At 71.2% G+C, this 13,828-nt stretch carries 20 protein-coding genes; 11 read left to right on the forward strand and 9 right to left on the reverse strand.

The window, feature by feature from the left end:
• Nucleotides 1–72: 72 nt before the first annotated feature.
• The 4 genes from ACFRFH_RS05125 to ACFRFH_RS05140 all read right to left on the reverse strand — a co-directional run bounded on the left by ACFRFH_RS05125 (nt 73) and on the right by ACFRFH_RS05140 (nt 3,216).
• Nucleotides 73–993 carry an AEC family transporter gene (locus ACFRFH_RS05125; protein WP_382461926.1) on the reverse strand — a complete coding sequence of 307 codons (921 nt, stop codon included), beginning with the start codon at nt 991–993 and terminating at the stop codon, nt 73–75.
• Nucleotides 994–1,032: 39 nt separating this feature from the next.
• Complete coding sequence (locus ACFRFH_RS05130) at nt 1,033–1,479, reverse strand: VanZ family protein (RefSeq protein WP_382461927.1); 447 nt, start codon at nt 1,477–1,479, stop codon at nt 1,033–1,035.
• 63 nt (nt 1,480–1,542) lie between these two features.
• Nucleotides 1,543–2,376, reverse strand: coding sequence for a tryptophan-rich sensory protein (locus tag ACFRFH_RS05135; protein ID WP_382461928.1), 834 nt, complete (start codon nt 2,374–2,376; stop codon nt 1,543–1,545).
• Between the two features lie 57 nt (nt 2,377–2,433).
• A complete protein-coding gene (locus ACFRFH_RS05140) occupies nt 2,434–3,216 on the reverse strand; it encodes a putative protein N(5)-glutamine methyltransferase (RefSeq protein ID WP_382461929.1) in 783 nt (260 codons plus the stop codon).
• Between the two features lie 78 nt (nt 3,217–3,294).
• Here ACFRFH_RS05140 and ACFRFH_RS05145 point away from each other — a divergent pair, with 78 nt between their 5' ends.
• The 5 genes from ACFRFH_RS05145 (at nt 3,295) to ACFRFH_RS05165 (ending at nt 6,155) form a co-directional block, all read left to right on the forward strand.
• Nucleotides 3,295–3,633, forward strand: coding sequence for a hypothetical protein (locus ACFRFH_RS05145; protein ID WP_382461930.1), 339 nt, complete (start codon nt 3,295–3,297; stop codon nt 3,631–3,633).
• A 116-nt stretch (nt 3,634–3,749) separates the two neighbouring features.
• Nucleotides 3,750–4,022, forward strand: coding sequence for a hypothetical protein (locus ACFRFH_RS05150; protein ID WP_382461931.1), 273 nt, complete (start codon nt 3,750–3,752; stop codon nt 4,020–4,022).
• A 101-nt stretch (nt 4,023–4,123) separates the two neighbouring features.
• Nucleotides 4,124–4,864 (forward strand): hypothetical protein, encoded by a 741-nt coding sequence (locus tag ACFRFH_RS05155; protein ID WP_382461932.1) that lies wholly within the window; start codon nt 4,124–4,126, stop codon nt 4,862–4,864.
• Between the two features lie 119 nt (nt 4,865–4,983).
• Nucleotides 4,984–5,247: a Rho termination factor N-terminal domain-containing protein gene (locus ACFRFH_RS05160; protein ID WP_382461933.1), complete on the forward strand. Its 264-nt coding sequence runs from the start codon at nt 4,984–4,986 to the stop codon at nt 5,245–5,247.
• A gap of 26 nt (nt 5,248–5,273) precedes the next feature.
• The gene (locus ACFRFH_RS05165) at nt 5,274–6,155 is read left to right on the forward strand and encodes a hypothetical protein (RefSeq protein WP_382461934.1); all 882 of its coding nucleotides are present in this window, start codon (nt 5,274–5,276) and stop codon (nt 6,153–6,155) included.
• Between the two features lie 9 nt (nt 6,156–6,164).
• Here ACFRFH_RS05165 and ACFRFH_RS05170 read toward each other — a convergent pair whose 3' ends face one another.
• The 3 genes from ACFRFH_RS05170 to ACFRFH_RS05180 all read right to left on the reverse strand — a co-directional run bounded on the left by ACFRFH_RS05170 (nt 6,165) and on the right by ACFRFH_RS05180 (nt 8,952).
• Nucleotides 6,165–6,482: a hypothetical protein gene (locus ACFRFH_RS05170; protein ID WP_382461935.1), complete on the reverse strand. Its 318-nt coding sequence runs from the start codon at nt 6,480–6,482 to the stop codon at nt 6,165–6,167.
• 74 nt (nt 6,483–6,556) lie between these two features.
• Nucleotides 6,557–7,849 carry a sodium:proton exchanger gene (locus ACFRFH_RS05175; RefSeq protein WP_382461936.1) on the reverse strand — a complete coding sequence of 431 codons (1,293 nt, stop codon included), beginning with the start codon at nt 7,847–7,849 and terminating at the stop codon, nt 6,557–6,559.
• 335 nt (nt 7,850–8,184) lie between these two features.
• Complete coding sequence (locus ACFRFH_RS05180) at nt 8,185–8,952, reverse strand: alpha/beta fold hydrolase (RefSeq protein ID WP_382461937.1); 768 nt, start codon at nt 8,950–8,952, stop codon at nt 8,185–8,187.
• A 141-nt stretch (nt 8,953–9,093) separates the two neighbouring features.
• On the opposite strand from ACFRFH_RS05180, the gene ACFRFH_RS05185 reads away from it, so the two are divergent.
• The 4 genes from ACFRFH_RS05185 to ACFRFH_RS05200 all read left to right on the forward strand — a co-directional run bounded on the left by ACFRFH_RS05185 (nt 9,094) and on the right by ACFRFH_RS05200 (nt 12,379).
• Nucleotides 9,094–10,089, forward strand: coding sequence for a Gfo/Idh/MocA family protein (locus ACFRFH_RS05185; protein WP_382461938.1), 996 nt, complete (start codon nt 9,094–9,096; stop codon nt 10,087–10,089).
• Nucleotides 10,090–10,192: 103 nt separating this feature from the next.
• The gene (locus ACFRFH_RS05190) at nt 10,193–11,212 is read left to right on the forward strand and encodes a Gfo/Idh/MocA family protein (RefSeq protein WP_382461939.1); all 1,020 of its coding nucleotides are present in this window, start codon (nt 10,193–10,195) and stop codon (nt 11,210–11,212) included.
• Nucleotides 11,213–11,461: 249 nt separating this feature from the next.
• The gene (locus tag ACFRFH_RS05195; RefSeq protein ID WP_370055298.1) at nt 11,462–11,641 is read left to right on the forward strand and encodes a hypothetical protein; all 180 of its coding nucleotides are present in this window, start codon (nt 11,462–11,464) and stop codon (nt 11,639–11,641) included.
• A gap of 36 nt (nt 11,642–11,677) precedes the next feature.
• On the forward strand, nt 11,678–12,379 hold the full coding sequence (locus ACFRFH_RS05200) for a hypothetical protein (protein WP_382461940.1): 702 nt from the start codon (nt 11,678–11,680) through the stop codon (nt 12,377–12,379).
• Between the two features lie 13 nt (nt 12,380–12,392).
• Here ACFRFH_RS05200 and ACFRFH_RS05205 read toward each other — a convergent pair whose 3' ends face one another.
• Nucleotides 12,393–12,764 (reverse strand): cupin domain-containing protein, encoded by a 372-nt coding sequence (locus tag ACFRFH_RS05205; protein WP_382461941.1) that lies wholly within the window; start codon nt 12,762–12,764, stop codon nt 12,393–12,395.
• A gap of 89 nt (nt 12,765–12,853) precedes the next feature.
• Between ACFRFH_RS05205 and ACFRFH_RS05210 the strand changes: the two genes are divergently transcribed.
• Both ACFRFH_RS05210 and ACFRFH_RS05215 read left to right on the forward strand, forming a co-directional pair.
• Nucleotides 12,854–13,156: a hypothetical protein gene (locus tag ACFRFH_RS05210; RefSeq protein ID WP_382461942.1), complete on the forward strand. Its 303-nt coding sequence runs from the start codon at nt 12,854–12,856 to the stop codon at nt 13,154–13,156.
• Nucleotides 13,157–13,218: 62 nt separating this feature from the next.
• Nucleotides 13,219–13,416: a hypothetical protein gene (locus ACFRFH_RS05215; protein ID WP_382461943.1), complete on the forward strand. Its 198-nt coding sequence runs from the start codon at nt 13,219–13,221 to the stop codon at nt 13,414–13,416.
• Nucleotides 13,417–13,532: 116 nt separating this feature from the next.
• On the opposite strand, the gene ACFRFH_RS05220 is transcribed toward ACFRFH_RS05215, so the two are convergent.
• Nucleotides 13,533–13,784: a hypothetical protein gene (locus tag ACFRFH_RS05220; protein ID WP_382461944.1), complete on the reverse strand. Its 252-nt coding sequence runs from the start codon at nt 13,782–13,784 to the stop codon at nt 13,533–13,535.
• Nucleotides 13,785–13,828 lie beyond the last annotated feature (44 nt).

The raw sequence follows: 13,828 nt of genomic DNA on the forward strand, positions 1-13,828 counted from the left end.
GAGCCCGACATTCGTGACGAATCGCGGCTCTGAGCGCGTCAGAGGCGACATTCGGCACGAATGTGCGCCGGGTCAGGCCAGGAGGGCCGCGATGACGAGCAGCACCGGCACCGCGAAGAGCGTCGTCAGCAGCACGATGTCGCGCGCCACCGGCATCCCCCGCTCGTAGCGGGCGGCGAAGTTGTAGACGTTCTGCGCGGTCGGGAGGGCGGCGAGCGCGACCGCCGCGAACAGCGCGTGCCCCTCGAGGCCGAACGCGTACCGCGCCACGGCGAACGCGACCAACGGCATCCCGACCGACTTGAGGAGCACCGCGGTCGCTATCTCGACCCGCCCGTGCCCCGCCTGTAGCGGCCGCGACCCGTGCAGCGACATCCCGAACGCCATCAGCACGAGCGGCACCGCGGCACCGCCGAGCAGCTCGAACGGCTGGTAGACCGCGGCCGGGATCGGGATGTGCAGCACGTCCACGAGGATGCCGAGCAGGGAGGCGATGATCATCGGGTTGCGCACCGGCTGGGTCAGGATCGACCACAGCGACACCGTCCCGCGGCTGGTGATGTCGAGCACCGTGAGCGCGATCGGCGCGAACACGATGAGCTGGAGCAGCAGCACCGGAGCCACGTACGACGCGCTGCCGAGCACGTAGACCGCGACCGGGAGGCCGATGTTGTTGGCGTTGACGTAGCCGGAGCCGAGCGTCCCGATCGTCGTCTCCGCCGCCGGCCGCCGGAAGAACAGCCGCGACAGCAGCAGGAAGAGGCCCGCCGCGGCCAGCGCGGCGATGGCGGCGACGATGAGCTGGGTCGAGAACACGACCTTCAGGTCGGCGTGCGCGAGCGTCACGAACAGCAGCGCCGGGTTGGTGACGAAGAACGCGATCCGGTTGAGCACGTACGGCGCGGTGGGCCCGCCGACCCGGAACCGTCCGGCGAGGTAGCCGACCAGGATGACGAACGCGATGATCCCGAAACCGGTCAGCACTCCAGCCATCGCGTCGGCGTCTCCTCTCGTCTCCCCCGGACGATCGTGTCAGGTCGTCGGCGAAACGCGTGCATCCGCGCGCCGCCGCGCCACCATGAGCACTCCGATCCCGGTGCCGATCAGCGCCCCGAGGGTGTTCGCGATCACGTCGTTCACGGTGCCGAACCGGGCGGGCAGGAGGAAGTGCTGGGTGAGCTCGATCGCGATGCTGCAGAGCAGGCCGGCGAGCGGGCCCACCCACCAGCGGCGGAGGCCGGCGATCAGCACCAGGAGCAGGGCGGGCGGCACTAAGAATGCCACGTTGGCCGTGAACTCGATCGCGTCGTAGGCGTCGAGCGGCCGGAGCCCGATGACCGCCCCCGCACCGAGGATGCGGAACAGCAACGGGTCGAACGGGCGGTCGACAGGCGTCGGCCACAACCCCACGGCGGCGACGAACGCGGTGTAGGCCAGGAGTCCGGCGGCCGCGCGGCGGCGGGTACGGCGGGCGGGCATCCACTCAGCGTAGGTGCCGATCTTCGAGAAATCCTGTGTGTCAGACCTCAGGTTCCACCAGGGTCAGCTGCGCCGCACGCGCCCGCCGCGTGCCACGCGAACCGCCACGGCGACCATGATCACGAGGACCCCCGCGGCGAGCGCCGTGACCGCCACCACGGCGCTCGGGAGGCCGCCCACCACGCGCGAGACGGCGATCCACACGAGTCCCCACGCCGACGCGAGCGCGGGCGTCAGCCGGCCGCGGTCCCACACCGCGAGCGCGCAGGCCACCACGGCGAGCGCCGTGAGCACTGCCATCGCCCAGACCTCCGGCGTCATCCCGAAGCCGGTGAAGCCGGCCGCCTGCAGCCAGGCCGCCACGTCCGCGGCCGTCGCCACGATCACCCAGCCGAGGTAGAGGCCCACGGTCCCGTCGAGGAGGACGGCGTCGGCGGTCGTTCCGCCCGGCTCGTGCCGCAGCCGCGCGAACGCGACGACGAGGACGACGAGCAGGAGGACGATGACCGGGACGCTCAGCGCGAGCAGTCCGGCCTGAACCGCCAGAATCCACGCGGTATTGAGGACGAGCGAGGCGATCATCCAGTAACCCACCGCGCGCTGGCGGTGACGGGCGGCCTGCGACGGCAGCGCCTGCCAGATCGCGTAGCCGGCCAGGCCCAGGTAGATCACGGACCAGATGGCGAACGCCGGGCCGGCCGGCGCGAGGAGCGTGGCGTCGGGTCCGAGGGCACCGCCCGCGACGCGTGGGATGGGCCGGCCTCCCGCGAGCCCGGATCCGTACACCGCGCCGCACAGCGCGAGGACGGTCGCGGCGATCACTCCGCTCTGCCGGATGCGGTCGAAGACGGTCGGGTGGGTCACACCGAGCGGCAGCCTTCGGGTAAGGCTGGTCATGAGGTGGAACTTAGACCGAAAACAGGAAAAAGGGTATCCCTTGCGCCGCCGCGGGTTCTAGGGCGTCGGAGGCCGCCGGGACGCGATCACGACCGTCCCGTCGAGGTCGTCGTCGGTCAGCACGCGCGCCGCGAGCCCGGACGCCTCGAACAGGGCGGCGGTGCGCGCCGCCTGTTCGTCGCTGGTCTCGATGACGATCGAGCCTCCCGGCGCCAGCCAGTCCGGGCCCTCCACGGCGATCCGGCGGTGGAGGTCGAGGCCGTCCGCGCCGCCGTCCAGCGCCACCGCCGGCTCGTAGAGGCGCGCCTCCGGCGGCATCAGCGCGATGGCGTCCGTCGGGACGTACGGTGCGTTCACCGCGATCACGGCGAGCGCCGCGCGGAGCTCGGTCGGCAGCGGGGCGAACAGGTCGCCCTCGAACACGCGGGCCGGGTCGAGGTTCGCCCGGGCGGCTCGCACGGCGGCCGGCTCGACATCGGCCGCGTACACCACCGCGCCGGGCACACGGGAGGCGATGACCGCACCGATCGCGCCGGCCCCGCAGCACAGGTCGAGCACCGCGTCGCCCGGCCGGGTCAGCGCCGCCGCCTCCCGCGCGAGCAGCTCGGTGCGGCGGCGCGGGACGAAGACGCCCGCATCCACACGGATGCGCAGGCCGCCGAACTCGGCGAAGCCCAGCAGCGGCTCCAGCGGCTCGCCCGCAACGCGGCGGCCGACCAGGGCCTCCAGCTCCTCCGGCGATGCGGCCGCCTCGAGCAGCAGCGCGGCCTCCTCCTCGGCGAAGACGCAGCCCGCGGCGCGCAACCGGCGGACGATGTCATCCTCAGCGATCGGGCTCACCGGCCCATGGTAGCGGGGAGCAGTCAACCCCCTTGCCGCAACCTTGACCGCTTGCCGTTCCGCACGTATTGATGGGTTATGAAGAGGATTCACTACGCGAGCGGCTCGGTGCTCACCGGCGACGCGATCGCGGACGTGCTGGTGAAGTACGCGGCGGCCCTGGCGACCAATACGGCCGCCGCCGAAGTGCACGCGCCGGCGATCCTCGAGGACGGCGCGGTGGGCGAGATCGTGATGCTGCTCGGGCCGGCCAGCCAGATCATGGCCGAGTCGGAGCACTTCGACGGGCCAGAGTTGCTCGACGACGACTTCGTGAACGGGCTCGACGACCGGGTGGCCGCACTCGGCCCGCGCAGAGCGACGTTCGTCAGGCTCGGCACGGAGGGCTCGGACGACTTCGACGTCGACATGCTGTGAGCGCCCCATCCGACGAAATGACCGGCCGCGAGCGGCCCTCGATACAGTTCTGCACTGGTAGAAAGGGGATGGGCGCGTACTATCTGGCGGGTAAGGCAACTTCGGGGAGATAGGGCATGCAGGTGTTCCACGTCTACATCGATGAACTGAGGTTCACGTTCGTCGATCGCGAGCCCGTCGAAGAGTTGAAGCGGCGGGTCATCCAGGCGAGCCGCAACGACGGCGACTTCGTGGCCATCACGCAGTCGAGCCGTCCGCCGAGCGAGATCTTCGTGACCAGTCAGACCCGTGTGCGCATCGAGACCGCCAGCATCCCCCGTGAGCCGGCCACGGCCAGCGACCACGAGGAGGACGACTCGTTCTGGTTCGACTTCGACTCGCTGACCTGACGGCCGCTGGGCCACGCACGACGCGCCGGCCCGTCTGACGGGATGCGCGGCACGCGCGCGGACTGTAGCCGGAATTTCGGTATTCCAGTATCGTCGCGAACATGACCATTCCTGAGGACGAGAACACGCCGCAGCCTCCCGACGGCGGCAACACAGCCGGCGCCGTCCCGCCGGTCCCCGAGCCCACCGAGCCGGCCGCAGCGCCGACCGAGCCCGCCGCGCCTGCGGCCCCCGCCTCCGACGTGCCTCCTGTGCCGCCGATGGCACCGCCCGCCGCGCCCGCCGGCGCTTACCCTCCCGCGCCTCCCGCGCCGCAGGCCGGAGCCGTCCCGCCGCCGCCCGGTGCCTTCCCGTCGTACGCGGCCGTCCCTCCGGCGCCCGTCGCCGCACCGACCCGCATCCCGACGACCGTCAACACGGCGTTCTGGCTGTACATCGCGAGCGCCGTGCTCAGCGTGATCGGCGGCATCGTCACCATCACCTCGGCGAGCAGCAACCGAGCGGCGTTCATCCGCACGCTGCAGACCCAGAACCTGCACGGCCAGAACATCGACACGCTGGCCACCGCGGCGATCGGCGTCGCCATCGGCCTGTCGGTCGTCACGCTGATCTTCTGGGCCATCGTGTTCGTGCTGTTCGCCTTCTTCATGCGGCGCGGCGCCAACTGGGCGCGAATCGTCCTCACGGTGCTGACCGTGCTGTCTCTGGCGAACATCCTGCCGGGCTTCCCGTTCGGCCTCATCCAGGTGATCGCGTCGATCGTCGCCGTCATCCTGATCTGGCTGCGGCCGTCGTCCGCGTGGTTCGCGGCGATCAAGGCGTCGAAGGCTCCGCGCGCGTAGTCACCACCGTCGAAGGGGTCCGCGGCCGTCCGGTCGTGGACCCCTTCGACGTTTCTCAACCCCTGGCGCCGGCCGTGCCTCGGCGTACCGTGCGGGCCGGACGACGAGAGGAGCGCATCATGCCCGGACGGGAGAACTCGCTGAAGGACCCGGAGCTCTACGAGAAGCTGCGCGACGAGGGCAACTCGAAGGAGAAATCCGCTCGCATCTCCAACGCCGCCGCCGCTCGCGGCCGGAAGTCCGTCGGCCGTACTGGCGGCGAGTCCGGCTCCTACGACGACTGGACGGTGCCGGAGCTGAAGAAACGCGCCAAAGAGCTCGGCCTGAGCGGCTACTCGAAGAAGACCAAGTCGGAACTCGTGAAGGAGCTGCGCGACCACTGACCCACCGTCACGCGTACACTCGCGCCATGAACCTGCGCGACGTGGCCGCGGAGCTGTACGGGGTCGAGCCCGCGGAATTCGTCGCCGCGCGGGCCTCGGCCGCCGCGGGAGCCGACCGCGAGCTGGCGAAGGGCATCAAGGCGCTGCGGAAGCCGACGGCGTCCGCCGCTGCGGTCAACGCGCTGACGCGACGCGACCCCGAACTGGTCGACCGCATCCTCCAGCTCGGCGACCGGATGCGGGACGCCTTCGCCGCGCGCGACCGGGACGCCATCCGCGACCTGACCCGGGAGCGGCAACGGCTGCTGCAACGTGCCCTCCGCGACCTGGGGACGAGTGCGGCGGTCGGCCGCGAAGTCGAGGAGACCCTCCAGGCCGCCGTCGTGGACCCGGTCGCGGCGGCCGCGGTGCGCAGCGGGATGCTGGTGCGCGCGCTCGAGTCGACCGGAGTGGAGTCGGTGGACCTGGCCGACGCGGTCGCACTGCCGCTGGGCGAGGAGGCGCTTGCCGCCGCCGCGGAGCGGAGCGCCGAGCCGCTGGCGGCCCCGGAGCCCGCGAAGCCCAGGAAGGCGGCCCCGCCGCAGGAGGAGAGCGATCACGCACCCGGCGCCGGGACCGAGTCCGCCAGCGACCGCCGCGAGCGCGAGCGCACGATCCGCGCGGCCGAGCGCGCTCTCGAACGCGCTCGGGCCGACGCCGAGACCCTCGACGACGAACTGGACGCGGAGGTCGACCGCCGCTCCGACCTCCAGGCCGAGCGCGACGCGCTCGAACGCCGCCTTCAGCGCACCGAGGCCGAGCTCGCCGAGTCGAAGGCCGCCGAGCGCGCGCTCAGGCGGCGCATCCCGGAGCTGCAACGGGCCGTGCGTGACGCCGAACGCGCCCTCGACGAGGCCCGCGGCGACTGAGCGCTCCGGTCAGAAGGGCAGGTGCTGGTCGGCCTCGTCCTCGGCCATCACGACCATGCCGCCGGTGCGCTGCGAGGTGTGCATGAGCGCTTCGAGCCACTGCGAGTTGATCGCGGGAGGCCGGCTGCCGGCGAACTGGAAGGCGAGCGGGATCTCGCGGCTGATCCAGAGCGACACACGCCCCGAACCCTGGTCGACGGGGACGTCCCAGTTGAGGAGGAAGCTCTCGTGTCGGCGGAGTTTGGCGACGACGGCGAGCTTGACGTGGCTCAGCACGCGATCGTCGAGGTCATATTCCTGACCTGCGCCGTAGAGCAGTTTTCCCATAGCTGCCATAGTGCCTTAGATGGACCCCGAAGTGCTGGCCGAATAAAGGGGATTGACACACCCTCGCTATCCCGTTACGGCCGAGGCTCCGACCTCCGGAAGGGCGCAGCCAGCGCTCTCGCGAATCCACGACCTCGGACTGCGAACAGCACGACGGCCAGCAGCGCGTAGCCGGCCGAGACGATCCAGCGCGCGTCCGTCGACGGGAACACGAAGGTGGCCGCGAACAGCGCGAACAGGGCCACCGCCCACCGCCAGTCGAACCGCAGCGACAGCAGCATGGCCACGCCGAGGAGGGTCTGCGTCGCGGTGAGCACGAACTCCTCGGTCTGCCGGCCGTCGAGCGGCAGCGCCCAGCCTCCGCCGCCGATCGCGTGCGCCAGCGGGAGGGTGCCGACGAGCGCCGTCCACTGGTTGACCTTGCTGGCGAGCAGGATGCCGAGGCCGGCCGCCGCCCGGCCGCGCACGACGAAGAGCACCGCGATCACGAACTCGGGCGCCTCGGAGGCGAGCGGAGCGAGCCACTGCACGAGCAGGAAGTCGTCGACCCCGAGGGCGCGGCCTCCCGAGATCAGGCTGTGCGCGAACGGCTCGGCGAGCGCCAGGATGACGAGGGCCGCGACCGCGAAGATCGCGACGACGGTCGCACGGCGCGCGCGCGTCGGCAGCGCGCCCAGGTCGCGGGCGACGCCGACGAGCTCGGGCTCCTCGGTCTCGGTGTGCGCCACGCGGACCAGGTAGTAGACGAACAGCGACACAAGAACGACGCCGAGTGCGACGTCGATCCGGCCGGTCAGTGGGATGACCAGCGTCAGCGCGGACGCGATCAGGAGCAGGCCGAGCTCGGTGCGGTTCTCCCTCGGTAGGGCGATGGCGAACGGCCGACGCCGCACATCCGGATCGGGCGAACGACGGGCGCGCAGCGCGCGGAGCGCGAGGAACGCGACCAGCAGGAGGAACGGCCAGCCGAACCCGAGCAGCAGCCGGTTGGACCCCGTCATGTTGGCGGCCGCGTACGGGGCCAGCGACGGGTCGGACCCGGCGGAGAACGCGAAGTAGAGGTCGATCGCGTACTCCGGAAGGATCGCGACGACCGCGAGGAGGCCGACCGCGAGGCCGCCGGAGATGTCCAGCTCGGCGGCCTCCCCGGCCCACGCGAGCGCGAACGCGGCCGCGACGATGGCGAGCCCGAAGGAGAGCATCCCGACGAGCGGCGGGAGGTCGACCCCGGTGAGGCGCAGCGCGACGCCCTGGGCGGCGACGGCGACGACGATGCCGAGCGGGAGGAGGAGCCGCACGGCGGGACGGCGGGGCCGGGTGGTGGCGGGGGCCGGGGCGGGCCTGACAGTGGGGGCGGGTCCGGGCATCGGACGGTCCTCTCGCTCGCGCGGCGACCGGGCGCGCGAGGAGACCGGCCACCGCTGACGGGTGGCCGAAGGTCTCGCTCGCCCCGCGGACGCTGCCGCGAGGTGGCACGCCGGGCCGGGCTTCGTGGCCGGCCAGTATGTCGACGTGCCGCGGGGAGCTACTCCCCTTCGACCTGTCCAGCCTGTCAGCGCGCGCAGCCCCGCAAGGCCCCGGCGGGCGGATTGCCAGCGTTTCGCGCGGCCTAACTCGGCGGCTCGGGCGGCCTGGCCCCGATGTCAGCGGTGCGTCAGGTCAGCGGTGCGTCAGGTCAGCGGTGCGTCAGGTCAGCGGTGCGTCAGGTCAACGGCGCATCGAGGAACGCCAGCAGGTGCGGCAGGAAGGCGCGCAGCGCGCGGTCGTCGCCCGCCGCGGCCAGCGCTTCCCCCAGGTAGTCGCCGTGCGTGCCGGGAACGATCAACAGCCGGGCGTCGGGCAGCAGCGCCGCAACCGCCACGAGGTGCCCGGCGCGGACCACATCGCGGTCGGCGCCCACGACCAGTGTCGGCGCAGTGACCGAGGCCACCAGCGCGTCCGGGAAGTCCGCGAAGCCGAGCATCAGCGCGCGGTCGAGCTCGAACATCCGTCTGGCGTGCTCCGGGTCACGGCTCACCGCCAGGTCGGCCTCCGCGTAGACGGCGGGGAGGTCCTCGAAGCGGCCCGCCGCCAGGCCCTCCCAGAAGCCGTCGACCATCGCGTCGCGCCGCAGCGGGGCGGATGCCAGGACCAGCTTGCGCACCAGCCCGGGATGCCGCGCGGCGAGCTGGAACGCGACCTGACCGCCGTTGCTGAAGCCCAGCACGTCGACCGGGCCGACGCGCAGGTCCGCGAGTACGGCGGCGACATCGTCGGCCGACTCCTCGAACGACGGCTCCCGGTCGCCGGCCGCCGTGCGGCCGTGCGCCTGCAGTTCGACCGCGAGCACCGAGCGGCTGCGCTCGAGCAGCGGGAGCAGCATCCCCCAGTTCGACTCGATCGTGGAGCCGCCGCCGTGGATGAGCAGCAGCGGCGGGTGCGGCGAGTCCTCGTCGCCGTGCCATTCGCGATGCAGAGCGATGCGCGTCACAGTGCCCGACGCTACCGCCCGCGCGCGCTGCGCACTACTTCTGCTGCCAATCCGGCAAAAGACGTGCGGCGGACGAGGAGAAGTGGTTAGGCTGGTCGGGTTCGCGCGCATCGAATACCAGGCAAGGAGGCCTTCACAGGCATGTCCAATCCACTCGCTGTCGCTGCGCTCGGCTTCTGGCACGTCCACGGCAAGGATTACGCCCGCGACGCCCAGGAGCATCCCGGCACCACGCTCGTCGCCATCTGGGACGACGACCCCGAACGCGGTCGAGAGGCCGCCGAGAGGTTCGGCGTCGAGTTCGTCGCCGATCTCGACGAACTGCTCGCCCGTGACACCCTCGACGGCGTCACGGTCACCACCTCCACCGACCAGCACGTCGACGTGATCTCGCGCGCCATCGCCGCGGGCAAGCACGTCTTCACCGAGAAGGTGCTCGCCGCGACCGTCGCGGACGCGGAGGCGCTGGTCGCCACCGCCGACGCCGCGGGCGTCTCGCTCGTGGTCTCGCTGCCGCGCCTCCATCACGGCTACACCGCCGCGATCGAGGAGGTCCTGGATGCGGGGACGCTCGGCGAGCTGGCCTACAGCCGGGTGCGTCTCGCGCACGACGGCTGGATCGCCGGCTGGCTCCCCGACCGGTTCGGGAACCCGGCCGAGGCCTACGGCGGCGCTCTCACCGACCTCGGGTGCCACCCGATCTACCTGACCCGCCTCTTCCACCGGAGCGAGCCGCAGCGGATCACCGCGACCTATGCGAGCCTCACCGGCCGGGAGGTCGACGACAACGCCGTGGTCACGGCCGAGTTCGACGGCGGCCGCATCGGCGTCATCGAGGCGAGCCTCGTGCAGACTCCCGGCGACTTCAGCATCGAGCTGCGCGGCACCCGTGGCGCGCTCTCGTACGGCGGGGCCGCGGGCGGGCTCTTCGTGAACACCGGCGACGGCTGGCAGGAGCTGCCGGTGCCCGACGACGGCGCAGGCGCGTTCGACGAGTGGGTGCGGCGCATCCACGATGGCAGCAGGGCCGACGCGAACCTCGACCATGCGCTCGCGCTCACCCGCGTCGTGGTCGCCGCGAACGCCTCCGCCGCCGAGGGCCGCCCCGTCGCGCCCGCGCTGACGCCCACACACTGACGCGCTCCCACACCAAACCATCCTCAGCCGAGGGGCACGTAAACGCCCCTGAACGGCACTTTTTGGGGCGTTTACGTGCCCCTCGACCACTTGGAGTTTCCCTATGTCCAGCACCACTGTTCGTATCGGGTTGATCGGGGCCGGCGGCATCGCCGGCGCGCATGTGGAGGGCTACCTCCGCAACCCCGACGTCATCACCTTCGCGGCCGTGGCCGACCCCGTGCGCGAGAGCGCGGAGCAGCGTGCGGCGGCGGCCGACGCGGCGATCTACGCCGACTACCGCGTCATGCTCGCCGAGGCGGACATCGACGCCGTCGACATCTGCCTCCCGCACCACTTGCACAAGGACGCGATCGTCGCCGCGGCCCGCGCGGGCAAGCACATCCTGTGCGAGAAGCCGCTCTGCCTGACCCCGGAGGAGGCCGCCGAGGTCTCCGCCGCCGTCGAGGAGGCCGGCGTCACCCTGATGTGCGCGCACAACCAGCTCTTCCTGCCGGCCGTCGCCCGGGCGAAGGAGCTGATCGAGTCCGGCGCGATCGGCCGCGTCTACGAGGTGCGTACGACGGACTCCTTCTTCAACGACTTCGACCCGGCCAACATGGGCTGGCGCGCGCACGCGTCGACCTCGGGCGGCGGCGAGCTGATCGACACCGGCTACCACCCCACCTACCTGCTGCTGCACCTGGCCGGCGGCGCCCCGGTGGAGGTCACGGCGATGCTGGCCACGCACCGCCTGTCGTTCATGGAGGGCGAGGACTCGGCGACCGTGCTGGTCCGCTTCGACAACGGCGTGATCGGCACCGTCGTCACGAGCTGGGCGTACGAGGCGGCGCCGGGCACCGAGAAGTTCTCGGCGGTCGGCGAGTTCGGCAGCCTGACCTCCGACGGCACGACGCTCACCCTGAAGACGCGCGGGGAGGCCGAGCCAACCGTGCTCGAGCTGGAGCCGGTGCACGAGTTCGGCGAGGAGCTGAACCACTTCGCCCGCAGCATCCTCGACGCCACCCGCCCCCTGCACACCCAGAAGGAGGGCATCGAGGTACTCGGCATCATCCTCGGCGCCTACGAGTCCGTCCGCACCCGCGCCGTAGCCACCATCCCCGCCCTCCTCCCCGCCACCTAACGGAGGCGTCGAACGTCGAAGGGCACGTAGACGCCCTGAAACCGCGGTTTTCAGGGCGTTTACGTGCCCTTCGGCGATGGTGCTTCCCAGCGAATCCATAGACAATTGACACTCAATCTATTTCATTTCAACAGCCTGAAAACTGTTCCCAAATCGCGCCTGTTGGGGTTAAAGTGACGCATGAGCACTCCGAGGATGGGGCGCACTACTGGTGGTCCCGAACATCCGCGACACGATGACTTCGTCGCGGTGCCCTACTTGCGTCAAGGGCAGCTCATCTCCCTGATCCGCTGGAGCCAGGTCAACGGCGAATGGCGGTACACCACCATGCTCGCCCAGTACCTCCATCGCGACGAGGAGAGCTGGTACCTCGTGATCAACGGCCAGCGCGCCAAGATCAGCCGCGCGGAGTGGGCCATCTTCAACTGATTCCGCGGTGCGGCGCCGCGGCGTACTGTCCGTCGGGTGAACGATCACGACGACGACAGCCGCGCCCGCGCGGTCGCCCCCGAGCACCGCTGGCCCGCCGTGATCGGCACGCTGGTCGCGCTCGTGGCGTACGCCCTCCTGCCGAGCGTCGTGCCGCCGATCGCGCGCTGGTCCGTCGTGGGCGTCTGCGTGCTGATGCTGGTCGCGCTCATCATCTACAACCCGCACCGGCTCGCCCGGGAGTCGAAGTGGTCCCGGCGCGCGGAGATCGCGCTAGCGGTGCTCATCCTCGCGGCCAACCAGATCGCGTTCGCGGAGACCGTCGTGCGGCTGCTCAACAAGCACGGCAACGGGCAGGAGATCCTGCTCGCCTCCCTGCAGGTGTGGGTCACGAACGTGATCGCGTTCGCGTTGGTCTACTGGACGATGGACCGCGGCGGCCCGGTCGCGCGCATCGCCCTGCCGAGGAAGAAGCTGCCGCTGGCCGACTTCCGGTTCCCGCAGGACGAGGACAAGGACGACGTGATCGAGGTCTCGCGCGGTTCGAGCCAGGTGATGGACTGGGTGCCGAACTACGTCGACTACTTCTACTTCTCGCTCTCCAACTCGATGGCGTTCAGCCCAACCGACACGATGCCGCTGACCCACCGGGCCAAGCTGCTGATGGCACTTGAGTCGTTCGCGGGGTTCGTGCTGCTGGCGCTAGTGATCGCGCGGGCGGTGTCGTTGATCGGCTGAGCGCGGCGCCCGCTCAGTCCGGCAGCTCCCGCAGCGCGCTCGTGCGCTCCCCCGGCTGGTCGCCCGTGTTGACGGTGCCTTTCGGCTCGAACATCACGACCAGCGCCTCGTCCTCCGCGAACGGGCAGTGCTCCGCGCCCTTCGGGACCACGAACACGTCGTGCGGTCCCAGCTCCACCTCGCGGTCGCGGAGCTGGATGACGAGGCGCCCCTCGATCACGAGGAACAGCTCGTCGGTGTCCGGATTCGAATGCCAGATGAACGAGCCCTGCAGCCGGGCGACCTTCACGTCGTAGTCGTTCACGCTGGTCAGCCGGTGCGGCTGCCAGGGCTCGGGGACGAGCGCGAACGCCGCGTCGATGTTGTGGACGTCAGGAGTGCTCATGCGGCCCAGCGTAGGCAGCGCATCTTGCCAAGGACAGCCCCTCGGGCGTTTGATGCTCCCAAGGAGCGTCCACCGACGGAAGGATGAGCATGTCCGCCAGCGAACTGGAGATGTCGAGCGTGCGCTACCCGTATCGGGAGCGCATCTTCCACGTCGAGAAGAAGGCACCGGGCGAGTGGGTCGTGCTCGACGAGTCCCACGCCGAGCTGGGGCGGCTGATCCGGGTGTCCGCGGAGGGCGAGGAGCACGAGCCGGTCTTCGGCGCGATCCCCGTCGGCTATCTGGAGACGCTGCACGAGGGGTCGGACTGGAAATTCCTGGTGGCCGCGCTCATCAACGAGGCTCTGGACGAGCCGCCCACGCCGTCGGTCGTCCACCCGGGCGGGGCCTGACGCTCGGGCCGAATCCTCCCCTTGTGGGCGTTCGCGGAGAGGCGGCGGCTACGATACCCGCAATGAACGCAGCGCTGCGCACGACGCTCGGCTGGGTGGCCGCGGTGCTGCTCAACCTCGGCGCTGTGCTCTTCGTGGTGGGTCTGATCCTGCCCCGCTCCGGCGACGCGTCGATCCTGGACGTCGGGATCGGGATGCTCGTGGCCGGCGTGATCGTCGGCGCGGTGTGGCTGTATGCGAGCCGGCGGCCGAAGCGCTGAGGCGCTGACGGGGTGCTGAGGCGCTGACGGGGCGCTGAGACGCAGAGCGGCCCCGCCCGGATGACGGTGGGCGGGGCCGCAGTCGCTGCGGCGCGGTCATCGGACCACGCGGCCGGTCACTCGTCCGGCTGCTCCGGATCGTTGACGAGGTCGGGGTTGGACGGCTGCTCGGTCGGGTCGAAGTCCGCTGGCGGCGGCTCGGCGCCGTCGTCGCCCTGACCCGCGCCGTCGGCTCCCCGGCCCGGCGCATCCGCGGCGGGGCCGGCGACATGCCTGCCTCCCCCGCGTCCACGCTCGAAGCGCTCTGCATCGTCCTCGGCGGGTACGCCGAGGTCGTCCGTGTTCGGAAGTCCGCTCGTGTCGCTCATGCGGCCCACGAAACGCCGAACCCCCCTGCGTCCGCAAGGGGGTT

The sequence above is a fragment of the Leifsonia sp. NPDC056824 genome, assembly GCF_042789575.1.
Lineage (GTDB): Bacteria > Actinomycetota > Actinomycetes > Actinomycetales > Microbacteriaceae > Leifsonia.

Bases quoted from the DNA above. Each gene is read 5' to 3' on its own strand.
- ACFRFH_RS05125 (WP_382461926.1), bottom strand. From the start codon at position 993: ATGGCTGGAGTGCTGACCGGTTTCGGGATCATCGCGTTCGTCATCCTG.
- ACFRFH_RS05130 (WP_382461927.1), bottom strand. From the start codon at position 1,479: ATGCCCGCCCGCCGTACCCGCCGCCGCGCGGCCGCCGGACTCCTGGCC.
- ACFRFH_RS05135 (WP_382461928.1), bottom strand. From the start codon at position 2,376: ATGACCAGCCTTACCCGAAGGCTGCCGCTCGGTGTGACCCACCCGACC.
- ACFRFH_RS05145 (WP_382461930.1), top strand. From the start codon at position 3,295: ATGAAGAGGATTCACTACGCGAGCGGCTCGGTGCTCACCGGCGACGCG.
- ACFRFH_RS05150 (WP_382461931.1), top strand. From the start codon at position 3,750: ATGCAGGTGTTCCACGTCTACATCGATGAACTGAGGTTCACGTTCGTC.
- ACFRFH_RS05155 (WP_382461932.1), top strand. From the start codon at position 4,124: ATGACCATTCCTGAGGACGAGAACACGCCGCAGCCTCCCGACGGCGGC.
- ACFRFH_RS05160 (WP_382461933.1), top strand. From the start codon at position 4,984: ATGCCCGGACGGGAGAACTCGCTGAAGGACCCGGAGCTCTACGAGAAG.
- ACFRFH_RS05165 (WP_382461934.1), top strand. From the start codon at position 5,274: ATGAACCTGCGCGACGTGGCCGCGGAGCTGTACGGGGTCGAGCCCGCG.
- ACFRFH_RS05170 (WP_382461935.1), bottom strand. From the start codon at position 6,482: ATGGGAAAACTGCTCTACGGCGCAGGTCAGGAATATGACCTCGACGAT.
- ACFRFH_RS05175 (WP_382461936.1), bottom strand. From the start codon at position 7,849: ATGCCCGGACCCGCCCCCACTGTCAGGCCCGCCCCGGCCCCCGCCACC.
- ACFRFH_RS05185 (WP_382461938.1), top strand. From the start codon at position 9,094: ATGTCCAATCCACTCGCTGTCGCTGCGCTCGGCTTCTGGCACGTCCAC.
- ACFRFH_RS05190 (WP_382461939.1), top strand. From the start codon at position 10,193: ATGTCCAGCACCACTGTTCGTATCGGGTTGATCGGGGCCGGCGGCATC.
- ACFRFH_RS05205 (WP_382461941.1), bottom strand. From the start codon at position 12,764: ATGAGCACTCCTGACGTCCACAACATCGACGCGGCGTTCGCGCTCGTC.
- ACFRFH_RS05210 (WP_382461942.1), top strand. From the start codon at position 12,854: ATGTCCGCCAGCGAACTGGAGATGTCGAGCGTGCGCTACCCGTATCGG.
- ACFRFH_RS05215 (WP_382461943.1), top strand. From the start codon at position 13,219: ATGAACGCAGCGCTGCGCACGACGCTCGGCTGGGTGGCCGCGGTGCTG.
- ACFRFH_RS05220 (WP_382461944.1), bottom strand. From the start codon at position 13,784: ATGAGCGACACGAGCGGACTTCCGAACACGGACGACCTCGGCGTACCC.